Genomic DNA, 25,101 nt, shown 5'->3' on the forward strand with positions numbered 1-25,101 from the left:
TCAGTGTCCCTTCTTCGAGTTGGGGTCGAGGGCGTCGCGCAGGGCGTCCCCGAAGAGATTGAAGGCCAAGCAGATGACCAGGATCGCCAGTCCAGGGAATAGGGCGGTCGACGGCGCACGGAAGATGTACTGCTGCGCGTCGGAGAGCATGATGCCCAAGCTGGGTGAGGGCGGTTGGATGCCCAAACCGAGGAAGGAGAGGATCGATTCTCCAATCACGGCAGTCGGAATGATGACAGTGGCCTGCACGATGATTGCCGAGGCGATGTTGGGCAGAATGTGCATGTCCAGAATACGTGCCTTCGATGCGTCGGTGGCGATTGCGGCCTTGACGAAGTCGGCCGATTTCAAGCGCATCGTCTCGCCTCTGACTACTCGGATCATCGTGGGCACTTGGGAGATGCCCAGGGCGATAGCCGCATTGGCCAGGCTGGGCCCGGAGATGGCCGCGAGTCCGACTGCGATGATGAGGAACGGAAACGCCAGGGTGACGTCGGTCAGCCTGGAGATGACCGAGTCGAGACCCCGGAAGTATCCGGCCAGCAGCCCCAGGGGCGTGCCGACGATCACGGCCAGAGCCACCGCCAGGAGTCCGACCTGCAAGGAGGCGCGGACGCCGAAGGCGAGTCTGGAGAGGATGTCGCGTCCCAGATCGTCGGTGCCGAAGACATAGCCGATCGTGCCTGGCACTTGGAATGGAGCTTGGAAGTTGGTCTGCGCGAACCCGTACGGGGCGATCAGTGGTGCGAAGAGTCCGATGAGTACGACGACGGCGACCATGACGGAGCCGATGAGCCCCATCGGGTTGGACAGGATTGAGCGCAGCAGCCACCAGGCCCGGTTGTTCGAGGCCTGGAATTCGGGGTCGAGTCCCTGTGTGTTCTTGTCGGTGTTCGTGACGATTGGAGTGGTCATGAGGCGTCCTCGCTGACTCGGATCTGTGGGTTGATGACCGAATAGAGGATGTCGACGGCCAGGTTGATGAGAATGTAGGAGGCGGTGATGACGAGGACGACCGCTTGGATCACCGGATAGTCACGGGAGAAGACCGCATCTAGGGTGAGTTTGCCTAGGCCTGGCAGCGCGAAGATCCTCTCTGTGACAACTGCTCCGGAGATCAGACCGCCCAGTTGCAGGCCGATGATCGTGACGAGGACGATGAGTGAGTTGCGCAGTCCGTAGCGGAAGAGCACCCGTGGCCTGGACAGCCCCTTGGCTCGTGCCATGCGCACATAGTCGGTGCCCATGCTCTCGATCATCGACGCTCTGGTCTGGCGGGTGATGACCGCGGCCAGGCTGGTGCCCAGGATCACTGCCGGCAGAGTGAGGTAGTAGATGCCGCGGATCGGGTCGGAGAGGACGTCGACGTACCCCGAGGCGGGGAACCAGCCGAGGATGACGGCCAAGCCCATGATCGCTAAGAGTCCGAGCCAGAAGTTCGGGACCGAGAGCCCGAGGAGAGCAATGAAGTTGCTGCCCAGCTCGGGCCATTTCCCGCGGAAGCGTTCTGCAATCATGCCCAGGGTGATGCCGACGATGACGGCGACGACGATCGCGTAGAGCGACAGCCACAGGGTCACGGGCAGGGTGGTCGCGATCATCTCGGTCACGGCCAGCCCGGTGCGCGTGGATTCTCCGAGGTCGCCGGTGATGATCGAGCCGAGGAATTTCACGAATTGGACGAGCAGCGGCTGGTCGAGTCCGAGGTCGGCCCGGATCGCGTCGAGTCGTTCGGGTGTCGCCTCTTCGCCGGCCATGGCCAGTGCAGGGTCGCCGGGCAGCATGCGCACACCGAAGAAGATGACGATGCCTGAGAGCACGAATGTGATGATGGCGTGGAAGATCTTGGTGAGTACGAATCGAGTCATCGCTGACCTTCCTTCTTCAGAAATCCAGCTTCGGAGAGATGGACGACGCCGTCGGAGTACACATCTATGCCTGCCACGTCATCGGTGTAGGCCGTGAGGTTCTTCTGCCGGTAGAGGTAGATGATCGAGTTGAGCTCAGCAGTGCGCTGCGAGGCTTCGCCGTAGAGTTTCTTGCGCTCATCCATATCGGTGGCCTCGCTGGCGCGGGTGAGCAGTCCGCTGAGCTCATCGTCGTCGACTCCAGTGACGTTGTTGGCGGCTCCTGGGTAATGGAAGGTGTAGAGGTTTCCATGCGGGTCGACGCGGCCGGACCAGCCCAGTTGGAGGAGCTCGTAATCGCCGCGGTCCTGGGCATCGAGCAGTGCCGTGTATTCCATCGGCTGGACCTTGATGTCAAATCCTGCCTCTTTGGTTGCCGCTTGGACGGCTTGGGCGAAGCGAAGGGTGTCCTGAGTGTTCGAGACCTTCATATTCACCTTGAGCGGAAGCTCGACTCCGGCATCTTCGAGAAGCTTCTTCGCGGCTTCGGGATCGTAGTCGACACACTCGTTGCTTGCTTCAGTGGCGAAGGGGCTGTCCGGGGAGATGCCTGAACATGCTGGTGAGAACCATCCGTTGAAGACAGTGTTGACCAGGGCCTTGCGATCGATAGCCATCGACAGCGCCTTGCGCACCTTCGGGTCCTGGCCCAGTGGTGTCTCAAAGTTCTCCGGATTGTCGCCGAACCCCATGTTCACGGTCAGCCCCTGGTATCCCAGGGAGTTCGACTGCAGGAGACCGATGCCGGACTCCTCCTTGAGGGCGTCGATGTCCTGGGGCGAGATCGTGTCCGCGACTTGCACATCGCCGGAGCGGATGTTCGCGGCGCGAATGTTCGCATCCGACATGATCTGATAAGTGATCGAGTCGAGGTGCACCTTGTCTGCATCGTAGTAGTTGGGATCTTTGACGACCTTGATCGAGGTCTGTGCGATGCGTTTCTCGAACTTGAACGGCCCCACGCATACCGGGTTGTCGCCGAAGTCCTCGCCCGCTTCGTCGAGGGCTGTCGGCGACATGATCATCCCGGCACGATCGGCCAGGGCCGCGGTGAAGGGCGCGAAGGGCTCGTCGAAGGTGACTTCGAGGGTGTGGTCGTCAACGGCGCTCACATCGTTGATCGGGCCGAGTTCGGCAGACCGGGAGGAGTCTTCGAGATTGAGCCCGCGTTCGATGGTCGTCTTGACCGCCTCGGCGTCGAAGTCGGTGCCATCTGCGAATCGCACACCGTCCTTGACCGGGATACGTACGGTCTTTCCGTCTTTGGAGATTTTCGGCAGCGAGGTTGCGAGCATGGGTGTGATCTCACCGTCGGCATCGATGTCGTAGAGCTTCTGACACATCGTCTGCATAACGTAGCGGGTGTAGAGGGAGGACGACGTCGTCGGGTCGAGGCGATCCGGTTCCGACGACAGCGCCATGACGAGATCGCCACCTTCCCTGAAAGCTCGCTCGTCGGCATCGACCGACTTCACGTCGGGCCGCTCAGGCGGTTCACCGAGCGGTTGAACCGGCACGCATCCGGCCAGCAGGACGACGCTGGCAAGCACCGCCGTTATCCGTTTTTTCACGCGCACTCCTGTGTGAGCATCACATTCAGCATTGATATTTGCATACAATCTAGCGGGTGATTATGGTTTTGTATACAAACTTCCAGGAGATTCCGAATCCTGGGATCCCGGGCCGCTGAGTCGGTCTGGCGACCGGAGATGATTCGGGTTCCGAGACCACCAGAGTTCGCAGGCGAGCTCGACGAAAGGGGCGCAATGACACGTCGACTCGATCTGGCCATGCTGCTGGTGCTGACATTCTCGACCGGCATGGTCGATGCGATCGGCTACTTGGGCTTCGATAAGGTCTTCACCGGGAACATGACGGGCAACGTCGTCATCCTCGGCATGGGCTTGGCCGGAGCCGAGGACACTCCGGTCCTGCGTCCCGCCTTGGCCCTCGTATTCTTTATGCTGGGCGCAGCTCTGGGCGGACGCACGCTCGGGCGGATCGGCGAGGAATGGCACCAGCGCACCACGATCATCTTCACCGGAGTGGCCATCGGCTGTGCCGGTCTGGCCGTCTATGTCGCGCTCATGCCCAACCCTGAAGTGGGAGTGGCCGGAACGATCTTCACCTCGGTGCTCTCGGCACTTATGGGCGCCCAGGCGGCCGCTGCCCGGCGGATGAAGATCGCCGACGTCACCACCGTCGTCGTCACTTCGACGATCGTCGGCTTGGCATCTGATTCACGGCTGGCCGGCGGCGACAGCGTCCGCTGGATTCGTCGTGCGCTGGCCGTCCTGCTCATCTTGATCGGAGCCATCGCCGGTGCTGCGACGCTGATGATCAATCAGTGGATCGGCATCGCCCTTGTCGCGGTCGCGATCGCCGTCGTGACCGTCATCGGCCACAGGGGTGCGAAGAAGCGCGCCCTCGCCGAGGCGGCCGCCTCCCCCGCGCATGTCTGATCACTGCCGTGCGCACCTGTTCACTGCGGTGCATCAGCGAGTTTCAGGCACTCTCGTCTGACGCCTCGGCTCGCCCGCCAGCACCATCTCACGTTCGCGAGCACGCTGCCTGCGCGTGGTGAGCAAGATGACGAGGAAGGCGATGACTGCGCCGATCGTCGTCTCCAGAGCACGATCGGCGATGACGACGACCTCACCGGCAAATTGGAGGGCCGCAATCAGAATTGCCAGGCCATGCGGCGGCGACCATGGCTCAATAGTGATGTCCCAGGCCCGACATGACACCGATGGAACCGGCCATACCGAGAGCCACGACGCACCGTCCGGCAAGCGCGAAGACTCGCGACCACGGCGGGAGTGGTGCCTCCGTCAGCTGCCGATCAGGCTCTCTCCGGCGTGCCCGGAGTCTGCCGACGAAGCCGAGCACGGACTCGAGGATCGGACGCAGCAGATCCCTTGCCTCGGCGGCCAGCCGCACGAGTGAACCGCGCCCGTCGGCTGGATCGGGGATCCTGGTGATGAACCCTGCACTGGACGGGCGCTTGAGTCTTTTGGTCACACCGGCACCGGAGATGATCAGTTCCGTCGACACCCTTGTCGGCGACAGGGTGCCGCCATGTCGAGCGAGCAGGGAGATGACGTCGAACTCGCGGCAGACAATTCCCTGGGCGGCACGGACCGCATCGCTTCGGGCTTGGACGACCTGCGCGATACGGGAGATTCTCCCCATGAGCGCCACCATCGAGGTGTCGAGGCCGGGGAAGATCGTGTCCCGCTGACCCCGGACCTCGTCGATGTAGTCACCCTCCAGGTGACCCCGCGGCAATCAGTTCGATCAGCCGCCTGGTTCCAGCACCGAAACACGGGATGCACGTCAAGACACGCATGTGCGCATCAGTGTCTCGACGTGCAATCCCGTTTTTCGACGAACCGCACCTCCCCGCCGGCCTGCAATCAGCGCACGCCGAGCTTCTTCCACACCACGAGGATCGCGGCCACGCTGAGCACACCGGCCAGCAGCACCCAGTAGGCGGGAGCCTTGGCATCACCGGTGACGCCGATCAGCCATGCGGCGACCAGTGGTGTCAGCCCACCGAAGATCGCGACCCCGACGTTGTAGCCCAGAGAGAGCCCCGTGCCGCGGACCTCGGTCGGGAAGATGTCGCCCATGACGCTTGCCAGTGGTCCGTAGTAGGCGGCCTTGAGCAGCGAGAAGATGGCGACGACCACGATGAGCACGCTCAGCGCATTGGCCGCGACCACCCAGGTGAAGAGCACCCACGTCAGCACCATCACAGCCAGGGCGGCCGGAATCATGAACGTCAGCCGTCCGACCTTGTCGCAGAAGTGCCCGGCCACCGGAGTGAAGAGGAGCAGGACGATCCCGGAGACCAGGGTCGCCCAGAATCCTGCCGAGGCGGTCATACCCAGGTTGTCCATGGCGTAGGTGGGAACGTAGGTGATGAAGTAGTTGAGGCAGGTCGAGACGGCGATGGCCCCGATGGCCAAGACCACGGCCAGCTTGTGATGGCGCAGAATCCCGCCGATCGCCGCCGACTTCTCCGGCACCTCGGCCGCTGCAGCCGTGAATTCCGGGGATTCGGGGACATGACGGCGGATGTAGAGGCCGACAGGTCCGACCAGCAGGCCCACGATGAAGGGCAGTCGGAAGCCCCAGGTCTCGAGCTGTTCCTGGCTCAGTCCAGTCGTCAGGCTCACGCCGATGATGGAGGCCAGCACGGTCGACATGGCCTGCGAGGTGAACTGCCAGCTGGCGGCAAACCCCTTCCGGTTGGGCAGGTGCTCGACCATGAGCGAGGTCGCCGATCCGAACTCCCCTCCTGCTGCGAACCCCTGGATCAGGCGGGCCAGCAGGATGAGCAGCGGGGCAGCCAGGCCGATGACGTGAGCCGGAGGCATGATGACGATCATCAGCGTGCCCAGGAACATGAGCCAGATCGTCAGCGTCAGCGCCGGTTTGCGGCCCTTGCGGTCGGCAAAGCTGCCGAGCACGATTGCCCCGACGGGACGGATGAAGAAGGACAGGGCGAAGGTGCCCAGTGCCAACATGATCGAGACAGAGTGGCTCTCGGAGGGGAAGAAGGCGACGGAGATGTAGACCGAGAAGTAGGCGTAGATCGAGATGTCATACCATTCCAGTGCATTCCCGATCGAGGCTGCGGCAATCACTTTCCACGGTCGCACAGGCCGGGTGGCCGAGGCGGCTGTCCCGGATACCGCGTGCTCGCTCATTGCGCGGCCCCCGTGCTCTCTGTGGTCACCGTTGCTTCGCCCCGCGTCATCTCTTGCGACGCACCGGACCTCGTCTCTTTCGAGGTGAACCAGTCATCGGGCCTGGCTCGCATATCCCAGAACATGCCGGCCATGATTTCGGCACCCTGCTCAAGGATCGAGGTCAGGGCGTGTTCGTCGGGGGCGTGCTGATTGCAGCCGGGGTAGGAATGGGGCACCCACACGGTGGGCAGGCCGAGCACCTCGGCGAAGACATCGTTGGGGATGGTTCCGCCCAGGTTCGGTTCGATCGCGGCCTCAAGCCCGGTCGTTGCCCTGATCGACTCCGCGGCCGCCGCGACGACACGGGCATTCGGGTCGAGTCGGGTGGCCGGCATGCAGTGCTCGGCGATGACCTCGACACCGTGGATTCCCTGGCTCTCCAGGTGCGTGCGCACCGTCGTCTCGAAGTCGTCGATGTCGGTGCCGACGACGAAGCGCAGCTGCAGATGGGCCTCTGCTGCGCCGGGGATCGCGTTGACCACCTGGTCCGGATTCCCCGCTTTGAGTGCGAGTACTTCGATGACGTTGAACGCGAAGACCTTCTCCGCCGAGGTGAGTCCGGGCTCCCCCCAGTCCGAGTCGACTTCGGGTGATCCGTCTTCGACCACTTCGGGCAGTTTCGCAACCGCCTCGAGCACCGAGACTGGTGGATCTTCGGGGCGCAGTGCGGGGATCCGGATGACTCCGCTGCCATCGACGAGGGAGTTGATCGCGGCGGCGAGGACGGTGGCGGAGTTGCGCAGCTTCCCGCCCCAGTTGCCGGAGTGATGGTCGCCGTCACGGTCATGGACGATGAGCCTGAAGTTCAGGGCCCCACGCGAGCCGAGGAAGAGGGTCGGGTATTCGGCGGCGATCCGGGGACCATCGGAGGCGAGGAAGAGGTCGGCGTCGAGCTCGGCCCGGTGAGCGGCGGCGAAGGCCTTGAGACCCAGAGACCCGGCTTCCTCGGCGGTCTCCATGAGGATCTTCACGTTATAGCCCAACGCACCAGCGCCAGGCCCAATGTCCCCACCGGCGCTGGTGTCAAGTGATTCGAGAACGGTTGTGAGCGCCAGGGAATTCACGGTGTGCTGACCTTTGTTGTCGGCGCTGCCTCGCCCGTAGAGTCGGTCGCCGTCGCGGGTGAGCACCCATGGGTCGAGGCCTTGCGCCCATTGCGAATCGTGGGCGAACTGCACGTCGCCGTGTCCGTAGAGGAGGACGGTGGGCAGGGTGGGATCTTCGAGGCGTGAGGCGATGAGCAGCGGGTGTTCATCGGATTCGGGATTGTCATGGATCGTCGTGTCGAAGCCCAGTTCCGCGAGCTCCGGGACGATCTCCTCGGCGAGGTAGGCCTGTGCGGCTGCGCCGTTGCCGGTCGCCTGGCTTTCGGTGCGGCGGGCGACTCGAGCGGCCAACAGTTCGAAGAAGGCCTCGCTGCGAACGACGTCTCCGGCCAGTCGGGTGACGGTCGCACGATCCACGGTGCATGCGTTGGATGATCCTGGTTGGTTCGGTACCGCCTCGGCGCGGTCGGTGCTGTGTTCTGAGGTCATGATTGCAGACTGGCTGAGTCTGGTTCGGATGAAAAGACGGATCGGTCCGGGAGCTGGTGCGAATTCCGCACGGCAAGCGTGCATGTTATGCACAACCGTGCTTAAAATGACGGAATGACCGATATGCGCAGCCTCAATACTCTCCTGGCGCTGGTCGAATACGGTTCGATCCACCTCGCTGCGCGAGCACTGTTCGTCTCTCATTCGACCGCCAGCCGTCAGATCAAATCACTCGAAGACCATTACGGGACGACGCTCTTCGAACGCTCGGTGACCGGCGTGGTTCCCACCGGTCCGGGTCTGGCGGTCGCCGACTTCGCACGGCGGATGGTGGCCGAATCGGAGCTGCTCACCGATTCGTTCGGCACCTATTCCCAAGCGGTGGAGACCATCACCATCGTCACCAGCACAGGTCTGGGTCAGACCGTTGTCGCCGATGCCATCAATCAGGTCATGACCACCACCGATCAGGTGCAGGTCTCGGTCATCGACCGCGGCTCGCTCGGAGCTCTGCAGGTGCTGAAGAACAGGGAGGCGGATCTGTGTGTGAACTTCTCCGTGTCCGACCAGCACACTGACGCGATACCCGGCGTCAGGCAGATCGATCAGATTCAGGCCCGGAACTTCGCAGTCCTCGACAAGAAGCACCCGCTCGCCCGCCGGTCCAGTCTGCACATCCGCGACCTGGCCGACTACCCGATCGCCACACTGTCCGCCGGCAACACCGCTCGGATGAGGATCGAGCAGGCCGTTAGGGACAGGTGTTCTCACCGACGATCGAAGCCACCTGCCCAGTGCTCACGATGAGAGCCGTCACGGGAACGAAGATGATCGCAATGATGGCCGAGCGGACCATCCCGCCCAACCTCGCCGAGGCGGGGTGCACTGCCGTGGAACTCGACGACCCCGGCCTCGACGCCCGCTTCATCCAGATCCTGGCCGCCGATCCGCAGCGAGAATCAGACGGTCTGGACCTGATGATCCAAGCCCTGCGCAGGCAGCTAGCCCCGAGGTAGTTCGCCGCACGGGAACCGACTGACCCTTCTCCGGTCCACATCATGGATCCGCCTCCTGCCCCTGACCGGCGACAACCGATAATCGGAGCATGGGCAATGAAGCGCAGACACACGATCTCGACCGGATGAAGATGCGCGGGCGGATCATGCGCCGGTCCGCCTCTTTCAACGTCGCACACGTCGTGGACGATCTGGGTCCGGGCACCGGCGCCCAGAGCATTCAGCGTGCCCTGTCCCTACTGGGACTCGTCGGAATCATCAGCAGCGAGAACCCCGATGGCGCACCCCTGAGTGAGATCGTGGCCATCAGCGGCCGACCGAAAGCCAGCGTGCATCGCATGCTCAACGCCCTCATCGCCATGGGATACGTCGAGCGCTGCGAAGACGGCGGCTACCGCCTCGGCGTGCAGTCCCAGATCATGGGACAGCTGGCGCAGAAGACCGCCGACCCCGCTCTGGAGGAATCCGAGTCGAGTCTGCTCAGGCTCGCGGAGCTCACCCAGGACACCGCCTTCCTCACGCTGCGCACCGGCAGCTACTCGATCTGTGCCCGCCGCGAAGATGGCTTCGGCCCGATCTTCAACAACGCCCTAGCTGTGGGTGATCGTCACCCGCTGGGTATCGGCGCTGGAAGTCTTGCCATCATGACCCAATTCACCGACGCCGAGGTGGACGCCACCTTCGACGCCAACACGCGAATATTCGCGGACCGTTACCCCGAAATCTCTGTGTCCGGGCTCAAGGAGATGATCCGTCGTGGTCGCCATGACGGCTTCGTCCACAACCCGGGCCTGTTCGCCCAGGGCTCATGGGCGATCGGCGTGCCGGTGCGGATCAAGGGCAGAAGACCGCGAGCGTCACTCTCGGTCGCCAGCATCCAGGAACGGATGACCGGGACACGCGTGTACGAGCTTGCCGGCCTGCTCCAGCATGAAGCTCAGCAGATCGCCGATGCCGTAGCCAGCACGGAGGACCAGTCGTGACGAAACCTGACTTTCACCTCGGCGAGCCTGGTGACATCGTCATCCATGCCGGACCCCGGCAGAGCCCTCGGATCATCTCGGTGCCGACCCGCCACAGTGAGCATCTCGTTGAGCTCGCGGAGGGCGATGACCTCTTCGAATCCGTGACCGGCTTCCTCGAATCACTCAGTGTCTCGGGGCTGATGGTGGAGTTCGTCGGCGGAGAGTTCGGTCGGATCAATTTCGTCTATCCGGCCTATGGCCCCGATGCCGAGCACCCCATGTCCTTCACTTCTGAATTCGACTATGAGGGACCCGCTGCGCTGCAACATGCCTCGGCGACGGTGGGGACGAAGGACGGCGCTCCGTTCACCCATATCCACGCCTCATGGACCACCGAGGAGGGCCAAGCCAAGGGCGGTCATCTGCTGCCCGGCACGCTCATCGGGCCTAGGGGTTTGCGGATCCGTGTCTTCGCCCTCACCGATGCGCAACAGCTCAGTGAGGCGGATCCGGAGACGGGGTTCTTCGCGTTCGCGCCGAAGGCGGTGCGCTCCCCCACCCCGGAATCGGCTCCAGGCAACGCCGTCATCTCCCGCGTGCGCCCAGGGGAACTCATCGACGACGCGATTGTGTCCATCTGCCGTAACGCCGGCTTCGACGCCGCCGAGGTGCGGGCCAGTCTCGGCAGCACCACCGGAGCCGTGTTCACCGCGAGTACAGCACCGTGGCCGGCGGTGGAGTTCACACATCTGACGGGTACGGTCGACGACGCTCTGGGCGAAGACCCCCAGGTGAGACTCACGGCTGAAGTCGTCGATGTCGCCGGAGACGTGCATTCCGGAGTTCTCGCTGCCGGGGCGAATCCGGTGGCGGTGACCTTCGAGCTCTTCGTCCGACAGATGTAGGGTTTGTTGCTGAACCTTTCGACTGTCGATCGGCGAGACTTATCTACGTTTCACGCGATCGGCCCGTCTCGAAAAAGAGCGAGTGACAGTTCCGCTCGGGGCCTCACGATTTAGGCCAGCTGCAAATGCAGCAGCGGGTAGGGGCGTCCCGCATCGTCGGTTTCGCTACGGCCTGCCACGTGGAATCCGCGATGAGTATAGAACTCCACAGCTTGGACATTCTGTTCGTTGACGTCGACACTCTTGATGCCGTGTTCCTTGATCGCGTGGTTCAGAAGTTTTGCACCAATGCCACTGCCGCGTTGTCGCGCGTCGATAAACAGCATTTCCAACTGTCCGTCGAAGACTCCGGAGAATCCCGCTGGACGACCGTCTAGCTCTGCGATGGAGAGTGAAACGGAGGGGAAGTAGTCGGTCTCCAACTTGGATTCGATCTCTCTTCGGTCCCCCTCGGAAAGGAAATCGTGGGTGGCGTTCACCGCGCTTCGCCAGATTGCTACGAGCGGCGGATAGTCTGCTGGCCCCCGGCAGGAACGAATTCTGAGTTCAACCTCACCAGGGTATGACTGCTCGCTCATTCCCCCATTGTGACAGGTGAAGCGAGAGTGCGTCCGGAAAGAAGCATGACGACAAGAGCAAGCGCTGTCAGCGCCGAGGCGACCCACACCGGAGCCAGCAACCCCAACCCGCTCGCAAGCCCGAACGCGCCGAGGACGGGCCCCGCAGCAGCTCCGATATTCAATGCTGCTGTCGCGTACGAACCACTCATCGTGGGCGCTCTTGATGCTGCATACAGCACACGAGTGATCAGGGTGCTGCCAACACCGAATGACAGGAAACCCTGAGCCAGGACAAGGACGAGAAGCGCAACTGGATGCGATGCGAGCACGGTCAACACGATCCACCCCGTCAGCAGCAGCGGTCCACCGACTGCAAACACAAGACCAGGTCGTTGATCGGACAGGCGCCCAGCAGTCGCGACGCCTAGAAATGATCCGATGCCGAACAGCACCAGCGCTATAGACACCCAAACTTCGGCCAGACCCGCGGTCTCGGTCACGACCGGTGCGAGGAACGTGAAGACCGCAAATGTCCCTCCATTGATCAGTGCTCCAAGCACCATTGCCAGAATGAGTCGCGGCTCGGCCAACTGACCAAGCTCCGCACGCAGGCTTGGCGAAGGCGAGCTGGATTCTGTCTGATCGGCAGAGTTCCCGGTGCCTCGAATGACTCCGAAGACCGCCGGAAGGCAGAGAATGGCGATCGCCCAGAATGTCGTTCGCCAGCCCAGCGCCGTGCCGAGCAGAGAACCGGCGGGAACACCGGCGACGGTCGCGATCGTTGTGCCGGCAAGAAGGATCGACAGTGCCCGCCCCTTCCGGTTCGCAGGCACGAGAGTGGTGGCCGTACTCAGTGCTACGGCCAGGAAGCCGGCATTGGCAAGAGCGCTGAGTGCCCGGGTGATCAGGAGTAGAGAGAAGACGGAAGTCATCGCTCCTATGACGTGGCCTCCCGCGAACACAAGGAGACAGATCACCAAAGTGAACCGCGGCGGCCAACGGCGAGCAAACGCTGCCATGACTGGCGCACCGATGACCATTCCGACTGCGAAGGCCGAGGTCAGCAGGCCCGCAGCGCCGACCGAGACGTCAATTTCGGTCGCAATGGCGGGAAGCAGTCCCACCAGCATGAATTCTGAAGTGCCCATGACGAAAACCGCCAAGGCAAGCATGTAGAGAGCAAAAGGCATCGAATACTCCGAAGTGAGAGATCAAGAATTGGTTCTTCTCGTCACTACGGTCAGCCCTGGGTACGCCGGACGCGCGCCCACAGAGATTGTGGGCGTCGTAACTAGTGGTTCAAGGGGCTGGCAGTGTGACCGACAGCCCCTGACTTGTCTGATTCAGGACTCGACATGTCTCAAACTCTACAGGCACCAACTGCCGAGCAGCGCGCTCAGCTCTGCGACGCACTCACAACCTGCGCGAAGACACCGAAGAACGGCTCGCCCTTGTCATTGTCGGCACGATATTCGGCCAAAGTCTTCAGCACCCGCGGGCCACGCACACCAGTGAGGGGATCGAGGTCGATGACCGCGCATCGTGGAATCGCCTCACCGATCCGCACACGCATCCCGACACCCAATGAAATCTCGTGTCCGGACCAAGTCTCCTCTATATAAGGAGTATCGGTCTCGACAAGGACAGTCGCCCGAAACCTCGCGGCTTCGGCAAGCAGGCCCGGATGACGGAGTCGCTCGCCGAGGTCACGGATGGAGGCCGTACCCACGATCGCAATCGGATCCCCGTAGACGACGTCTCCCCGCGGGACCTGCGCCAGCCGCACGGGCTTGCCCAGCCAGGATGAGAGCAGCTCATCGTGTGGTCCCTTGATCAGCTCCGCTGCGACCGGCCTACCCCAGTAATCGCAGGTCAACCTCTCACCTGATACCTCCGCTACGGCGCAGACCGACCGCCCATCGGGCAGCCTGACCTCGAGTTCAGCACCGTAAAGCGTCGCGAGGACCGCGACCAGCGACGGGTTCTGCACCGTCCGCAGCACCTGTTGATTCCGGGCGTCGACGAGGCAGTAGCGCCGGTCGCCCACAGGCCCGTGCTCATCGAACTCGGCGCCCGACTGCGACTGGTGCCGAGTCCCCTTGATCGGTGTGAATCCGATGGAGCGAACATCAAAAACGTCGTCCGGGAGCGAAGCTGATGGCGAAGGTGAACCGAAAGTGCTCACGACATCACGGCCCCACCGTCGATGCGCAGGATCTGACCGGTGGTGAATGCCGCACCATCGCTGGCGAGATAGGCGACCGCCTCGGCGATCTCACCGGGTGTGCCCATACGATCCAGGGCCTGGTTCGAAGTGTCGTAGTCCTGACCCGCGGTGAGAGCGGATTCCACGGGGCCCGGAGCCACCGAATTGCAGCGGATTCCCTGCCGCCCGTACTCCTTAGCCACCCACTTCGTCAGCGCAATCATGCCGCCCTTGCTCGCCGCATAGGCTGGCCCGGACCGGGCACCTGCCTCACCATCGGACATGGCACCGCCGTTGATTCCCGAGATCGAGGAGATGTTGACGATCGACCCTGCGCCGGCGTTGATCATGTGCGGGTGCACGGCGGCCTTGATGAAGTTGAAGGTCCCGCCGAGGTTGGTGTCCAGGTCACGCTGCCACTGCTCGGCTGTGATCTCGTCGATCCCGATCCGGGCCGCCGTGCCCGCATTGTTGACGAGAATGTCGATCCCGCCGGAAACTCCGACGAAAGATCCGACGGCAGCGGTGACCGCCCCGGCGTCGCGGACGTCGAGTTCGTAACCGGTGAACGTCTGTTCCGGAAACTGCTGGGACAGACTGTCTGCGGCCGCCTCGGCGCCCTTGAGATCGACGATCCCGATGGAGGCTCCGCGCCTGGCCAGGGCGGTCGCGATGGCCAAGCCGATACCCTGGGCGGCCCCTGTGACCAGGGCCGATTTGTTGCTCAGCAGATAGGGTTCCATGGTTCTCCTTCAAGTAGTGAACGACAGGCAGTTGCCGGGACCGGAGTCCTAGCCGACGCCGAGGAGGTCGGGCAGCCAGTTCGAGATCGCCGGGACGTAGGTGATGAAGAGCAGGGCGATGATTGCGCAGATGAGGAATGGCATGATGCCGCGCACCACTTCCTCGAGTCTGACCTTGCCGATGCCGGCTCCGACGTAGAGGTTGAGCCCCACGGGCGGAGTGAACAGGCCGATGGCGAGGTTGACGGTCATGAACACACCGATCGTCGTCATGTCCACGCCGACTTCGAGCAGAATGGGCACGAGGATCGGGATGAACAGGTAGAACGCGCTGATCGCGTCGACGAAGGCGCCGACGATGAGCAGGATGATCGTGATCACCGCGAGGATGACGAACTTGTTGTCCGTGACCCCGAGCACCGCAGTCGACACCGTATCGGCAATGCCTTCGACCGTGATGACATAGGAGAAGAGGCTGGCCACACCGACGATGAACATGATGACAGCCGTCGAGACTCCCGACTCCAGGAACACCTTCGGCAGGTCCGGCAGCTTGAGTTCGCGGTAGACGAAGACACCGACCAACAGGGCAAACACCGAAGCCACAGCACCCGCCTCAGTAGGGGTGAAGATGCCACCGTAGATGCCGCCGAGGATGATGACCGGGATGAGCAGACCGGGGATGGCCTTGACCAGGGCCGCGAGGAATTCAGCGAAGCTGCCTGCTGCGGGAGCGCTCGGGCCGGTCACACCCCCGGTTCCATTTCCGGACCCGGTCGTCACACCAATGTCCGCCGAGGTGGCCGGGCCGCTCGTGGAGACGGACGTTCCAGCCTTGTCGGCTTTCAGCAGACGAGTCTTCGTCGCACCAGTGCCGTCGGTTCCTGCCGCCAAGGCCGACGCCGGCGTCGACGATGCAGTCGAGTCCGAGGACACGGCCGCCTCGGCGCCGGTGGTGGTTGCGGGCTCACGGCCTGCAGCCAGCAGCCCCTTGCCCGATTTCACGGGCAGGCCCGCGAGCTCACGAACACGGGGGACGAAGAGCGCGGCGATGAAGAAGGCCAGAGCCATGATCACGCCGGGCACGATGCCGGCGATGAACAGACGCGTGATCGAGATCGACCCGAACTCGGAGGCGACGACGGCGAAGATGATGAACGCGATCGAGGGTGGGACGACGATGCCCATCGAGCCGGAGGCCGCGACGAGGGATACCGCGTGCTTCTTCTGGTATCCGTTGCGGATCAGTGCGGGGATGAGAATCGCACCGATCGCGGCCACCGTGGCCGGTCCGGATCCGGAGATCGCGGAGAAGAAGAACGCGGAGATGATCGTCACCGCGGCCAGCCCGTGGCTGAAGCGGCCGAAGACCAAGAACGCGAGGTCGACGAGGCGCTGGGAGATGCCGGTGTACTGCATGACGATGCCGGCGAGGACGAAGAACGGGATCGCCAGCAGCGTGCCCGAACTCATCGACGGGAACATCACCGAGGGCACCACGTCCAGTACCTGGAGTCCGTCGGTGGTGATGAGCACGGTGACGGCGGACAGGCCGAGGGCAAACGCCACCGGGATACCCAGGGCAAGGAACAGGAAGAAGCTTCCGAACAGCAGCAGCGTGATCATTTGCGGCCTCCCTGAGAGTCAGTGGTGTGATTGGCGTCAGCCTTGTGTACCGACCTGCTCAGCTCTGCATCGTCGATGACAGGTGCGGCTTCCTGAGCCAGACGCTCAGCAACCGCCTCGGCAGAGGTGTCCTCATGCAGCGATGCACGGGCGGCCTGCAAGGTGCGGACGATGCCTAGCAGCCCGGCCATCGGGATGGACAGTGTGAACAGCCACTGTGGAATGCCCAGCGATGGGGTCGCGCGGCCGCGGATGGCCTGGTGGATCATCATCTCGGAGCCCCAGATGAGGAGGACGGCGAGGAAGACGATCATCAGTGCCGCGCCGATGATGATGAGGGATCTGCGGATCTTCGGCTTCGCGTTCTCCACCAGGTAGGTGAAACCCAGGTGCGCGCCGAGGCGGATGCCCACGACCGCTCCCATCATCGTGAGCACGACGAGGAGGTTGATCGTGATCTCCTCACTGAAGGCCAGGGACGCTTGGAAGGTGTAGCGGGAGACTACGTTGACGAAGGTGACGAGCACGATCACCATGAACGAGGCGATGATGACCCAGTCTTCGAACCATTTGACGATTTTCATCTCAGAGTCCTTCCGGAATGAACGCTTCGGACATGTCCTTGCCCCAGATCTTGCGGTATTGCGCGTACAGCGGCTCCAGGGTGGTGCGGAACTCGTCCTTCTCGGAGTCGGTGAGTTCGTTGACTTCCATGCCGCCGTCCTTGAGTTCCTTGATCAGCTTCTGTTCGCCATCACGGTTCTTCTTGATCTGGAACTTGTTGGTGTCATCGGCCAGGCGGCTCACAAGCTCCTGGTCCTCGCCGTCGAGGGAGTCGAAGAGCTTCTCGTTGACGCCTAAGATCAGCGGGTCGTAGGAGTAGTTCCACAGGGTCAGGTAGGGCTGGACCTCCTGCAGATTCGAGGAGTAGATCACGTCGATGGGGTTCTCCTGACCGTCGATGGCACCCTGCTGCAGCGCGGTGAACACCTCGCCGAAGGGCATGGTCGTCGGGTTGGAGCCCAGTGCGCGGTAGAGGTCGGTGTAGAGACCGAAGCCTGGGATGCGGAATTTGAGTCCGTGCAGGTCATCCGGGGTGTGGATCGGGTGGTGTGTGTTGGTGAGCTGACGCATTCCCGATTCGCCGAAACCCAGGAGGTGAACGCCGTGTTCGGACAGGTAGTCGGAGTAGACGTCTCCGCCCTTGCCCTCCAGCGCTTTCTGTCCGTCTTCGACGGTGTCGAAGATGAAAGGTGCGGTGACGGTGCCGAAGCGGGGGTCGACGGCCGAGTAGATGATCGGCGAGTTGTAGGAGAAGTCCTTCGCCCCGTCCATGAGCTGTTCGACGCCAGCTGTGGCCTCACCGGCGGAGAGACGTTCGTTGCCGAAGACCTTCAGGGTGATGCGGCCGTTCGTCTCCTCTTCGAGGTCCTTCGCGAACTTCTCGGCCGCGATGTACCAGGTGCTCGTGGAACCGGTCGTGACCGTCATCTTCCACCGGTACTTCTGCTTCCCGTCGTCGGTCGTGCCGAAGTTCGTTCCGCACCCGCTGACCAGCAGCACGAGCGTCACCAGCACAGCGAACCAGGCGAGCATGGTCCTCTTCGTCGGTGTTGTCGGCACCCTTGCCTCCATCATTGAGTTGTTCCTGTCTGTCTTCATCGTCGCGACTGCTTCGTCACGGCTGGTTGTCTAGGTCTGTTCAGGCCCGGGATCTGATCAGGTATTCGGGGGTCAGCTCTTCGGGGTTCCGGCGAAGTGGACGAGTCCGCCGTCGACGGGGATGAGTGTGGAGTTGATATAGCTCGAATCCTCCGAGGCGAGGAACACAGCAAGCTTCGCAATGTCCTCTGGCTGGCCCATCCGCCCCGTTGGGGACAGTGCGTGCCGAGCGGCGAGCATGTCCTCGACCGAATCGTAATGGCCGCTGATCGAGTTGTGGATCAGCGGTGTCTCGATGAGGCCCGGAGCGATCGAGTTCGCGCGGATGCCCTCAGCTGCGTATTGGGCGCCGACGACCTTCGTGAGTTCGATGAGTCCCGCCTTCGATGCGGCATAGGCGGGGTAGTCGTAGCCCATGTAGCGCATTCCGCCCACCGAGGAGACCGTGATGATCGATCCGCCTCCGGCCCTGCGCATATAGGGCAGTGCCTGCTTCATCGCGGCGAAGGCTCCGGTGAGGTTGATGCCGAGGGCCTTGGCGAAGGCAGCCGTGTCCAAGGTATCGAGTCCGCCGTTGACGACTATGCCGACGTTGTAATGCAACACCGTGGGTTCGCCGAGGCTGCTTGCACAGTGGTCGAAGGCCGCGGACAAGGAGTCCTCGTCGCCGACGTCGGCGACGACCGTGGTCATATGAGAGTCCGTGTCACCAGGGGACTCGGCCTCGCCGAGGTGGTCCGGTGAACTGGCCCCGTCACCCGAGGCGCTGGCCTCCCCGAGTACCGCCCGTGCGTGGTTGAGGGCCGCCCGGTCGCGGTCGACGATGCACACTTTCGCACCCGCAGCGAGGAACGCCTTCGCTGCAGCGAACCCATTGTTGACTTGCCCGTCCGGGGTGCCGCAGCCGATGGCCATGACGACCTTGTCCTTGAGATCGTTCATCGTGCGCTCCCCCGCCCTTGTGAGTATTCGGCTTTGAGTTCCTTACGAGCCAGCTTCCCGTAGGCGGTGACGGGCATCGCCGCGACGAAATGGATCTCCTTGGGCACCTTATACGCCGCCAGCGTGGACTTGCACAGCGCACGCAGACGCTCGCTCGGGTCCGTTCCGGCGCTCGCACCTGGGTCAGTGCTTGAGCCGTCGCTGGCATTCGCCGCGCCACTCGACGCTGGTTCGATGATCGCGATTCCGATCTCTCCCCACTGCGCATCGGGCACGCCCACGACAACCGCCTGGGCCACCTCGGCGTCGGTGAGAAGAAGCTCCTCGATCTCACGCGGGTACACGTTCGACCCACCTGAGATGTACATATCGGACTTTCGTCCGGTGAGGAACAGGAAGCCCGACTCGTCGAGGTAGCCGACGTCGCCGGTGTGGAAGACACCGTGGGCGAAGGCCTCGGCATTGGCGTCGGCGCGCCCCAGGTAGCCGGCGCAGACGGTGGGCCCGCCCACGCAGACCTCGCCCTGCTCTCCATCTGGCAGCTCGGTGCCTGACTCGTCGAGGATGACGATGTCGACACCGGTGCGGGCTCTGCCACAGGTGCCGATGCCAGCGGAGTCGACCGAAATCTGTCCATGCTCTTCCGGTCGCAGGACAGTGATCGCACCCGTCACCTCGGCGAGGCCGAAGTACTGCACGAGGCAGGCCCCGAGCCTGTCGAGGGCACGAGACTGGTCGGCTGCGAGCATCGGGGCACCTGCGTAGATGACTCGATTGAGACTGTGGTCGGCGGGCCCGCGATCAACCGGGTAGCCGGCGACGATGCGGTTGAGAATGGTCGGGACGGTGAAGGCGTTGGTGATTTCATAGCCGTCGATCGACTCCCACAGGGTGCTCGGATCAGCCTTGCCACCAGGGTGGATGACCGAGGGCGTACCGCCGAAGACCTGCGCGAGCATGTGAATCCCCGCCCCGTGCGAGAGCGGGGCGAGCACCAACGAAGCTCCGTCTTCGGTCTCGTTGGGAAAGAGATCGCAACGATGATTCATAAGCACGGCGCCGAGGTGGCGGTGCGTGAACGTGGCCGCCTTCGGTTTGCCCGTGGATCCGGAGGTGAAGAAGTACCAGCAGGGGTCGTCCTCTTCGACCGCGAAGTCCCCAATGCCATCCTCGGCGCCATCTGCCGCTTCCGTCGAGCGGACCACTTCGCGTCGAGAGGACCCTTTATAGCCTGCGCCATCGCCGCTAAGTGGTCCGCTCGATGAGGGTGATCCATCTGGCAGCTCACCTATCCACAGAACGGCGCCAGTGAAGCCTGTCCGTTTCAGTGCTTCGACGAAGTCGGCATGGGCGCGGTCGACGACGATCGCGGCCGGGATGACATCGGCGCTGATGCTCAGCAGCTCTTCGGTCGACAGTGCGGCGTTCGGTGGGGCGATGACCGCACCGGCACGGATGATGCCCCAGAAGGACTGGACCACCTCGGCGTGATTGGCCGAAACGAGGAGGACACTGTCGCGCCTGCCCACACCACTGGCTTGGAGGGTGCGGGCGAGTGCCTCGGCTCGGGCATCGAGTTCGCTCCAGGTCCAGCGCACCGAGTGATCGTCGTCGATGACGGCGGTGTGGTCCGGGATCCGGCGTGCTGTCTGGGTGAGGAAGCGGGAGACGTTGACGCCGCGGCGAGGTGTGGGTGAGAAGTCCTTGGCCGGCGAGGTCTGGGAGATGGCGCGCATCAGCGTGTGCGCTCGAGGATCGAGGCGAAGTTGGATACGGCGGCTCCGCCCATGTTGAAGATTCCGGCCAGTTGCGGATCTTTGATCTGGATGCCTGGTGAGCGGCCCGTGAGCTGGGCGGCGGCGAGCGCATGCATGGAGACTCCGGTGGCACCGATGGGGTGGCCCTTGGCTTTGAGCCCGCCGGAGGGGTTGACCGGGAGTCTGCCGCCGACGGCAGTGGTCCCGTCTTCGAGGAGCCGGTGGCCCTGACCTGGTTCGGCGAGACCGAAGGCCTCGTATTCGAGGAGTTCGGCGATGGTGAAGCAGTCGTGGGTCTCAAGCAGGTCGAGATCAAAGATCCCGATTCCGGCTACGTCGAGGGCCTGGTACATGGCGCGGCGGGCGCCGGCCATCGCCAGAGGATCGCGCTGGGACAGGGGCATGACGTCGTTGGCGTTGCCCATGCCACGCCAGGTCACGGCCTGTGGAGCTGAGACCGCAACATCCTCGGCGGCCATGACCAGCGCAACGGCCCCGTCGGAGACCATCGAGCAGTCAGTGCGGCGCAGGGGTTCTGCCACGTAGGGATTCTTCTCCGAGACCGTGTTGCAGAACTCGTAGCCGAGGTCCTTCTGCATGTGGGCCAACGGATTGTGGGAGCCGTTGGCGTGATTCTTCGTGGCGATCTTCGCCAGGGTTTCCGAGTGGTCACCGTAGCGGTCGAAGTACCGGCGGGCGATCTCTCCGAAGACGCCGGCGAAGGATTTGAAGTGCTCTTCCTCTTCCCGGTAACTGGCACTGAGCAGGACCTCGTTGACCTCATGGCCCGAGGCCTGTGTCATGCGTTCGGCTCCGATGACCAGGGCGGTCTTGTGCCTGCCGGCGGCGATGGAGTCATGAGCGGCGAAGACCGCGGTGGAGCCTGTGGCACAAGCATTCTCATGCCGATGGGCCGGAGTCAGTGCGAGTTCGGGGAAGACGACGCCGGGAAGTGCGGCTTCGAATCCCTGCTTGGACAGACCGTTGTTGTAGACCCCGACGTGGATGACGTCGATGTCGGATGGCTCGAGTCCCGCATCGGCAATGGCACCCCGTGCGACGTCGCCCATCATCTCGGGAAGCGGTAATTCGGAGCGCCCAAACTTTCCGTGGGACCAGCCGATGATCGCAGGCTTGGGCATGGACACTCCTTCGGGCCCGCCACCGAGGTGGGGCAGTCGACAGTAACTCCTGCTGTCATACTTTCGTCAGTCCCAGTTATTGGTCAACACGAATCCACCATATGGAACAAGGAGTGGCACCAGTTGTCGATCCCGTGTGTCTCATCGGTCACCAGCAGTCATCAACCTGTCATCGGCCGTCATCACTCAAGGTTGGAATACACATATTCTCGAAACCGCTCAGGCACGTGGGCTCTCTGCCACTCGAGTTCACGTGCCAGCTCGGTTCCGGCGAGCGCCTTCTTCGTATAGCGCGCCAATTCGCGGCTATGACCGGCCATATGTGCAACTGCCACAGCTTGACCGCAGGCTCGTGCAACGGCAGTACTCGCATCCTCAGACGCCTCCCGCGCGGCCGCATGGCAGCCGAATGCGAGTTTTCGCATTTTCCCGACCGCCAGTTGTCCATCTGCGAACTGCACTGCGCCGTCGAGTGCTTCCCCCGGTCGCGGATCGTCCGGGCGAGCAGCAGAGAACACTGGCAACAGCCTCTCGGCGCATGCCACCGTCCATCTGATCAATTCCTGTCGGTCACGTTCGGGCAGTGTCGGGTCAGAGGTATCCGGCTTCATCACTCGATTGTCTCAACAGCGGATGGAGGTGCAACCGCCCAGTCGCGACACCGCAGGAGCGCCAAGGCACGTATGCGTGCCTAATGGTCTCGACGCGACGGCGGAGTTTCGATGACAGCGGAGTAGCGGCAGCGCGCAACCCACCCCGACCGCTCAGTCGATGAGGTCCGAATCTCTATGCGCTTCACCCTTCAGCAGCTCGGCCGTAAGCCCCTCACCCCTTGAGCCGTGTCATCTCCGGGTCGAAGATCGGCTCCGCGGTGACCGTCGCCGGAAGCCGACGACCCAGGTACTCGATCTCGACGCCGTCTCCGACGCTCATGGTGTTCGGCAGCCAGGCGTAGGCGATGGTCTGCCCGATCGAGTACCCATAGGACGCCGAGGTGACATAGCCGTCAGCCTTGCCCGCTCCGTTCGCCTCGCCCTCAGCACCAACCCCGGCTCCAGCGCCCCCTTTCACATACACGGGTTCGCTGCCGAGCACGACGTCTTCCCGACGGTCGAGCGTCAGGCACGTCAGCTTCTGAGTCGCAGCTGCGGCCCGGTCCGCCAGCGCAGCTTTGCCCCGGAAGTCATCGGTCTTCGAAGCCTTGACCGCGAAGCCGAGCCCCGCCTGCACGGGCTCGTGCTCGCTGGTCATATCCGAGCCGAAGGAGCGGAAGCCCTTCTCCAGACGCATCGAATTGAAGGCCTCGCGACCGCCGGCGATGAGCCCGAACTCGCGACCTGCCTCCCACAGCACATCCCAGAGTCGATGCCCCAGATCCGCCGAGGTGTAGAGCTCCCAACCGAGCTCGCCGACGTAGGACAGGCGCATCGCTGTGACGGGGATGCCGCCGATGGTGATCTGCTTGGTACGGAAGTATTTGAGTCCATCGTTGCTGAGGTCGTCGTTGCTGACCCGGCCGATGACTTCCCGCGCCAGCGGACCCCACAGGCCGATGCAGCACGTTCCCTGCGTCGTTTCACGAACGGTGGCCCACTTCGCCGGATCCGCCGCCGACTGTTCCCTGGCCGCGCGGGTGATGTAGGCGAAGTCGATGTTCGAGTTCGCCCCCACCTGATAGGTCTGCTCGTCGAGGATCGCGACAGTGATGTCGCTGGTGATGCCGCCCTCATCATCGAGCAGAAGGGTGTAGCTGACTGCCCCGGGTTTGCGCAGCATCGACGAGGTGGTCAGTCCGTGCAGCAGTTCGCCGGCACCCGGCCCTTTGACCTCGAAACGCTTCAGCGCAGTCATGTCATACATGGCGACATTCGTCCGCGTCTTCCACGCTTCGACGGCCGCGATCGGCGAATGGAACATGTCCGCCCAGCCCTCACGCTCAGGCGCCTTCCACTCCTCGGGCAGCTCCTCGAGCAAAGACGAATTGGCTTCGTACCAGTGAGGACGTTCCCACCCATTCGTCTCGAGGAAGAATGCGCCGAGTGCCTTCTGCTGCTCGTTGAATGGGCTCAGCCGCAGATCCCGGGGTGAGACGCGTGGCTGCAGGGGGTGGATGACGTCGTAGATCTCGACGAAGTTCTGCTGCGAGGTTTCGCTGACATATTCGAGCGTTGTCAGTGCGTCCTCGAAGCGGTTGAGGTCGATGCCGGACAGGTCCGTGTTCGAACGCCCGAGCGAGATGAGTTCGGCGACGGCCTTCGCGATGCCGGCACCGTGGGTGACCCAGACCGCCTCGGCGACGAAGAATCCGTCGACCTCTCGGGACTGTCCCACGAGTGATCCGCCGTCGGGGGTGAAAGAGAAGATGCCGTTGAAGCCGCGCTGGACTTCGGTCTGGCGCAGTTCGGGCAGCAGCTCCTGCGTGGCCTCCCATTCACGGGCGAAGTCCTCCGGGGTGAAGTCCAGGCTCGAGGGCATGACCTCGTCGGTGATCTCATCGGGTGAGTAGGTCCGCAAGGTGTCGAGGTCGACGGGCATCGGCCGGTGGGCGTAGGAGCCGATGCCGATCCGGTCTCCCCATTCACGGTAGTAGAGGTCCTTGTCCTGGTAGCGCAGGATGGGCGCCGAGGCTCCTGCGGGCTGTTCGTTCTTCCCGGCCAGGCTGGGTACTTCGGTGGTCCAGGCGAACTGGTGGCCCAGCGGCAGCAGCGGGATCGTGGTTCCGACCATCTCTCCGATGTTCGGGCCCCAGAATCCGGCACAGGAGACGACGACATCGGCCGGAAACCGGTCCTCTCCTGCGAGCACTGCGGTGACCTTACCCCCGGACTGTTCGATGCCGGTGACAGCGGTGCGGTCGCGGAATTCGACACCGGCGGCCCGGGCTCGATCCATGACCAGCTGGGTTCCGCGGGCGGCGAGCGCCAACCCGTCGCCGGGGGTCACCAGACCGCCGAGGACCTTGTCCGGGTTGAGCAACGGGAACAGACGAAGGCATTCCTTCGCATCGACCACCTCGGCGTCGACGCCCCAGGATCGGTTCCATCCGGCACGGCGGTGCAGGTCTTGGAGCCGATCTTCCTGGGTGGCGATCTCCAGACCGCCGACGGGTAGGAATGATCCGCGACCATCGGGACCGGTCAGGGAGGTCAGCTTCTCGATCGTGTACTGGGCGAACTCGGTCATCGACTTCGAGCCGTTGGAGGAGAAGACGAGACCCGGTGCATGCGAAGTCGAGCCGCCGGGGATGTTCAGCGGGCCCTGTTCGAGGACGAGGGTGTTGGTCCAGCCCAGCTGGGCGAGTTCGTCCGCGAGGTTAGCTCCGACGATGCCGGCTCCGATGATGACGACTCGGGGTGAGGAAATCGGCACTGTGTACTC

24 protein-coding genes are annotated in these 25,101 nt (G+C 63.3%); 5 read left to right on the forward strand and 19 right to left on the reverse strand.

All coding sequences use genetic code 11. The annotated features are described in order from the left end of the window. From INT40_RS03750 to INT40_RS03760, 3 genes are read right to left on the reverse strand one after another with little or no spacing between them, the layout of a single operon-like run. Positions 1–915 (reverse strand): ABC transporter permease, encoded by a 915-nt coding sequence (locus INT40_RS03750; protein ID WP_193095540.1) that lies wholly within the window; start codon positions 913–915, stop codon positions 1–3. Next, positions 912–1,868 (reverse strand): ABC transporter permease, encoded by a 957-nt coding sequence (locus tag INT40_RS03755; protein ID WP_193070861.1) that lies wholly within the window; start codon positions 1,866–1,868, stop codon positions 912–914. Before INT40_RS03755 ends, INT40_RS03750 begins: the two co-directional genes overlap by 4 nt. Continuing rightward, complete coding sequence (locus tag INT40_RS03760) at positions 1,865–3,478, reverse strand: ABC transporter substrate-binding protein (RefSeq protein ID WP_319021929.1); 1,614 nt, start codon at positions 3,476–3,478, stop codon at positions 1,865–1,867. Before INT40_RS03760 ends, INT40_RS03755 begins: the two co-directional genes overlap by 4 nt. Positions 3,479–3,673: 195 nt before the next feature. Here INT40_RS03760 and INT40_RS03765 point away from each other — a divergent pair, with 195 nt between their 5' ends. Further along, positions 3,674–4,369: a YoaK family protein gene (locus INT40_RS03765; protein ID WP_101570113.1), complete on the forward strand. Its 696-nt coding sequence runs from the start codon at positions 3,674–3,676 to the stop codon at positions 4,367–4,369. A gap of 33 nt (positions 4,370–4,402) precedes the next feature. On the opposite strand, the gene INT40_RS03770 is transcribed toward INT40_RS03765, so the two are convergent. The 4 genes from INT40_RS03770 to INT40_RS03785 form a co-directional block, all read right to left on the reverse strand. Next, on the reverse strand, positions 4,403–4,654 hold the full coding sequence (locus INT40_RS03770) for a hypothetical protein (RefSeq protein ID WP_193095541.1): 252 nt from the start codon (positions 4,652–4,654) through the stop codon (positions 4,403–4,405). After that, positions 4,623–5,195 carry a MarR family winged helix-turn-helix transcriptional regulator gene (locus INT40_RS03775; RefSeq protein ID WP_193095542.1) on the reverse strand — a complete coding sequence of 191 codons (573 nt, stop codon included), beginning with the start codon at positions 5,193–5,195 and terminating at the stop codon, positions 4,623–4,625. The genes INT40_RS03770 and INT40_RS03775 overlap by 32 nt, the downstream gene beginning before the upstream one ends. 128 nt (positions 5,196–5,323) lie before the next feature. Then, a complete protein-coding gene (locus tag INT40_RS03780) occupies positions 5,324–6,622 on the reverse strand; it encodes an MFS transporter (RefSeq protein ID WP_193095543.1) in 1,299 nt (432 codons plus the stop codon). Further along, positions 6,619–8,199: a M20/M25/M40 family metallo-hydrolase gene (locus INT40_RS03785; RefSeq protein WP_193070864.1), complete on the reverse strand. Its 1,581-nt coding sequence runs from the start codon at positions 8,197–8,199 to the stop codon at positions 6,619–6,621. The genes INT40_RS03780 and INT40_RS03785 overlap by 4 nt, the downstream gene beginning before the upstream one ends. Positions 8,200–8,313: 114 nt before the next feature. Between INT40_RS03785 and INT40_RS03790 the strand changes: the two genes are divergently transcribed. The 4 genes from INT40_RS03790 (at position 8,314) to INT40_RS03805 (ending at position 11,085) form a co-directional block, all read left to right on the forward strand. Continuing rightward, complete coding sequence (locus INT40_RS03790) at positions 8,314–9,006, forward strand: LysR family transcriptional regulator (RefSeq protein ID WP_193095544.1); 693 nt, start codon at positions 8,314–8,316, stop codon at positions 9,004–9,006. Further along, positions 9,003–9,215: a hypothetical protein gene (locus INT40_RS03795; protein ID WP_193070866.1), complete on the forward strand. Its 213-nt coding sequence runs from the start codon at positions 9,003–9,005 to the stop codon at positions 9,213–9,215. The genes INT40_RS03790 and INT40_RS03795 overlap by 4 nt, the downstream gene beginning before the upstream one ends. 89 nt (positions 9,216–9,304) lie before the next feature. Next, positions 9,305–10,198 carry an IclR family transcriptional regulator gene (locus tag INT40_RS03800; protein ID WP_193070867.1) on the forward strand — a complete coding sequence of 298 codons (894 nt, stop codon included), beginning with the start codon at positions 9,305–9,307 and terminating at the stop codon, positions 10,196–10,198. Further along, complete coding sequence (locus INT40_RS03805; RefSeq protein ID WP_101570108.1) at positions 10,195–11,085, forward strand: PCC domain-containing protein; 891 nt, start codon at positions 10,195–10,197, stop codon at positions 11,083–11,085. The genes INT40_RS03800 and INT40_RS03805 overlap by 4 nt, the downstream gene beginning before the upstream one ends. A gap of 110 nt (positions 11,086–11,195) precedes the next feature. Here INT40_RS03805 and INT40_RS03810 read toward each other — a convergent pair whose 3' ends face one another. From INT40_RS03810 to INT40_RS03865, 12 genes are all read right to left on the reverse strand, one after another. After that, entirely contained in the window at positions 11,196–11,663 is a 468-nt protein-coding gene (locus INT40_RS03810) for an acetyltransferase (RefSeq protein WP_101570107.1), read from the reverse strand. Then, positions 11,660–12,835, reverse strand: coding sequence for a Cmx/CmrA family chloramphenicol efflux MFS transporter (locus INT40_RS03815; RefSeq protein WP_101570106.1), 1,176 nt, complete (start codon positions 12,833–12,835; stop codon positions 11,660–11,662). The genes INT40_RS03810 and INT40_RS03815 overlap by 4 nt, the downstream gene beginning before the upstream one ends. 206 nt (positions 12,836–13,041) lie before the next feature. Further along, on the reverse strand, positions 13,042–13,830 hold the full coding sequence (locus tag INT40_RS21125; protein WP_193070868.1) for an MOSC domain-containing protein: 789 nt from the start codon (positions 13,828–13,830) through the stop codon (positions 13,042–13,044). Then, positions 13,827–14,594: an SDR family NAD(P)-dependent oxidoreductase gene (locus tag INT40_RS03825; RefSeq protein ID WP_193095545.1), complete on the reverse strand. Its 768-nt coding sequence runs from the start codon at positions 14,592–14,594 to the stop codon at positions 13,827–13,829. Before INT40_RS03825 ends, INT40_RS21125 begins: the two co-directional genes overlap by 4 nt. 48 nt (positions 14,595–14,642) lie before the next feature. Next, a complete protein-coding gene (locus INT40_RS03830; protein WP_193095546.1) occupies positions 14,643–16,220 on the reverse strand; it encodes a TRAP transporter large permease in 1,578 nt (525 codons plus the stop codon). Then, positions 16,217–16,804 carry a TRAP transporter small permease gene (locus INT40_RS03835; RefSeq protein ID WP_226830785.1) on the reverse strand — a complete coding sequence of 196 codons (588 nt, stop codon included), beginning with the start codon at positions 16,802–16,804 and terminating at the stop codon, positions 16,217–16,219. The genes INT40_RS03830 and INT40_RS03835 overlap by 4 nt, the downstream gene beginning before the upstream one ends. Before the next feature lies 1 nt (position 16,805). Continuing rightward, the gene (locus INT40_RS03840) at positions 16,806–17,858 is read right to left on the reverse strand and encodes a DctP family TRAP transporter solute-binding subunit (RefSeq protein ID WP_226830786.1); all 1,053 of its coding nucleotides are present in this window, start codon (positions 17,856–17,858) and stop codon (positions 16,806–16,808) included. A 96-nt stretch (positions 17,859–17,954) separates the two neighbouring features. Further along, entirely contained in the window at positions 17,955–18,824 is an 870-nt protein-coding gene (locus INT40_RS03845) for an SDR family NAD(P)-dependent oxidoreductase (RefSeq protein WP_193095547.1), read from the reverse strand. Continuing rightward, complete coding sequence (locus tag INT40_RS03850; RefSeq protein WP_193095548.1) at positions 18,821–20,560, reverse strand: AMP-binding protein; 1,740 nt, start codon at positions 20,558–20,560, stop codon at positions 18,821–18,823. Before INT40_RS03850 ends, INT40_RS03845 begins: the two co-directional genes overlap by 4 nt. Next, entirely contained in the window at positions 20,560–21,723 is a 1,164-nt protein-coding gene (locus tag INT40_RS03855; protein ID WP_193095549.1) for a thiolase domain-containing protein, read from the reverse strand. Before INT40_RS03855 ends, INT40_RS03850 begins: the two co-directional genes overlap by 1 nt. A gap of 182 nt (positions 21,724–21,905) precedes the next feature. After that, complete coding sequence (locus INT40_RS03860; protein WP_101570098.1) at positions 21,906–22,334, reverse strand: putative immunity protein; 429 nt, start codon at positions 22,332–22,334, stop codon at positions 21,906–21,908. Between the two features lie 214 nt (positions 22,335–22,548). Then, on the reverse strand, positions 22,549–25,092 hold the full coding sequence (locus tag INT40_RS03865; RefSeq protein ID WP_101570097.1) for a GcvT family protein: 2,544 nt from the start codon (positions 25,090–25,092) through the stop codon (positions 22,549–22,551). Between the last annotated feature and the right edge of the window lie 9 nt (positions 25,093–25,101).

It is taken from the genome of Brevibacterium sp. FME17 (assembly GCF_014897515.1).
In the GTDB taxonomy this organism is placed as follows: Bacteria; Actinomycetota; Actinomycetes; order Actinomycetales; family Brevibacteriaceae; genus Brevibacterium.

Coding starts and splice junctions, on each gene's coding strand:
- INT40_RS03750 (WP_193095540.1), bottom strand. CDS start 915: ATGACCACTCCAATCGTCACGAACACCGACAAGAACACACAGGGACTC.
- INT40_RS03755 (WP_193070861.1), bottom strand. CDS start 1,868: ATGACTCGATTCGTACTCACCAAGATCTTCCACGCCATCATCACATTC.
- INT40_RS03765 (WP_101570113.1), top strand. CDS start 3,674: ATGACACGTCGACTCGATCTGGCCATGCTGCTGGTGCTGACATTCTCG.
- INT40_RS03780 (WP_193095543.1), bottom strand. CDS start 6,622: ATGAGCGAGCACGCGGTATCCGGGACAGCCGCCTCGGCCACCCGGCCT.
- INT40_RS03785 (WP_193070864.1), bottom strand. CDS start 8,199: ATGACCTCAGAACACAGCACCGACCGCGCCGAGGCGGTACCGAACCAA.
- INT40_RS03790 (WP_193095544.1), top strand. CDS start 8,314: ATGACCGATATGCGCAGCCTCAATACTCTCCTGGCGCTGGTCGAATAC.
- INT40_RS03795 (WP_193070866.1), top strand. CDS start 9,003: ATGAGAGCCGTCACGGGAACGAAGATGATCGCAATGATGGCCGAGCGG.
- INT40_RS03800 (WP_193070867.1), top strand. CDS start 9,305: ATGGGCAATGAAGCGCAGACACACGATCTCGACCGGATGAAGATGCGC.
- INT40_RS03810 (WP_101570107.1), bottom strand. CDS start 11,663: ATGAGCGAGCAGTCATACCCTGGTGAGGTTGAACTCAGAATTCGTTCC.
- INT40_RS03815 (WP_101570106.1), bottom strand. CDS start 12,835: ATGCCTTTTGCTCTCTACATGCTTGCCTTGGCGGTTTTCGTCATGGGC.
- INT40_RS03825 (WP_193095545.1), bottom strand. CDS start 14,594: ATGGAACCCTATCTGCTGAGCAACAAATCGGCCCTGGTCACAGGGGCC.
- INT40_RS03830 (WP_193095546.1), bottom strand. CDS start 16,220: ATGATCACGCTGCTGCTGTTCGGAAGCTTCTTCCTGTTCCTTGCCCTG.
- INT40_RS03835 (WP_226830785.1), bottom strand. CDS start 16,804: ATGAAAATCGTCAAATGGTTCGAAGACTGGGTCATCATCGCCTCGTTC.
- INT40_RS03840 (WP_226830786.1), bottom strand. CDS start 17,858: ATGATGGAGGCAAGGGTGCCGACAACACCGACGAAGAGGACCATGCTC.
- INT40_RS03845 (WP_193095547.1), bottom strand. CDS start 18,824: ATGAACGATCTCAAGGACAAGGTCGTCATGGCCATCGGCTGCGGCACC.
- INT40_RS03850 (WP_193095548.1), bottom strand. CDS start 20,560: ATGCGCGCCATCTCCCAGACCTCGCCGGCCAAGGACTTCTCACCCACA.
- INT40_RS03855 (WP_193095549.1), bottom strand. CDS start 21,723: ATGCCCAAGCCTGCGATCATCGGCTGGTCCCACGGAAAGTTTGGGCGC.
- INT40_RS03860 (WP_101570098.1), bottom strand. CDS start 22,334: ATGAAGCCGGATACCTCTGACCCGACACTGCCCGAACGTGACCGACAG.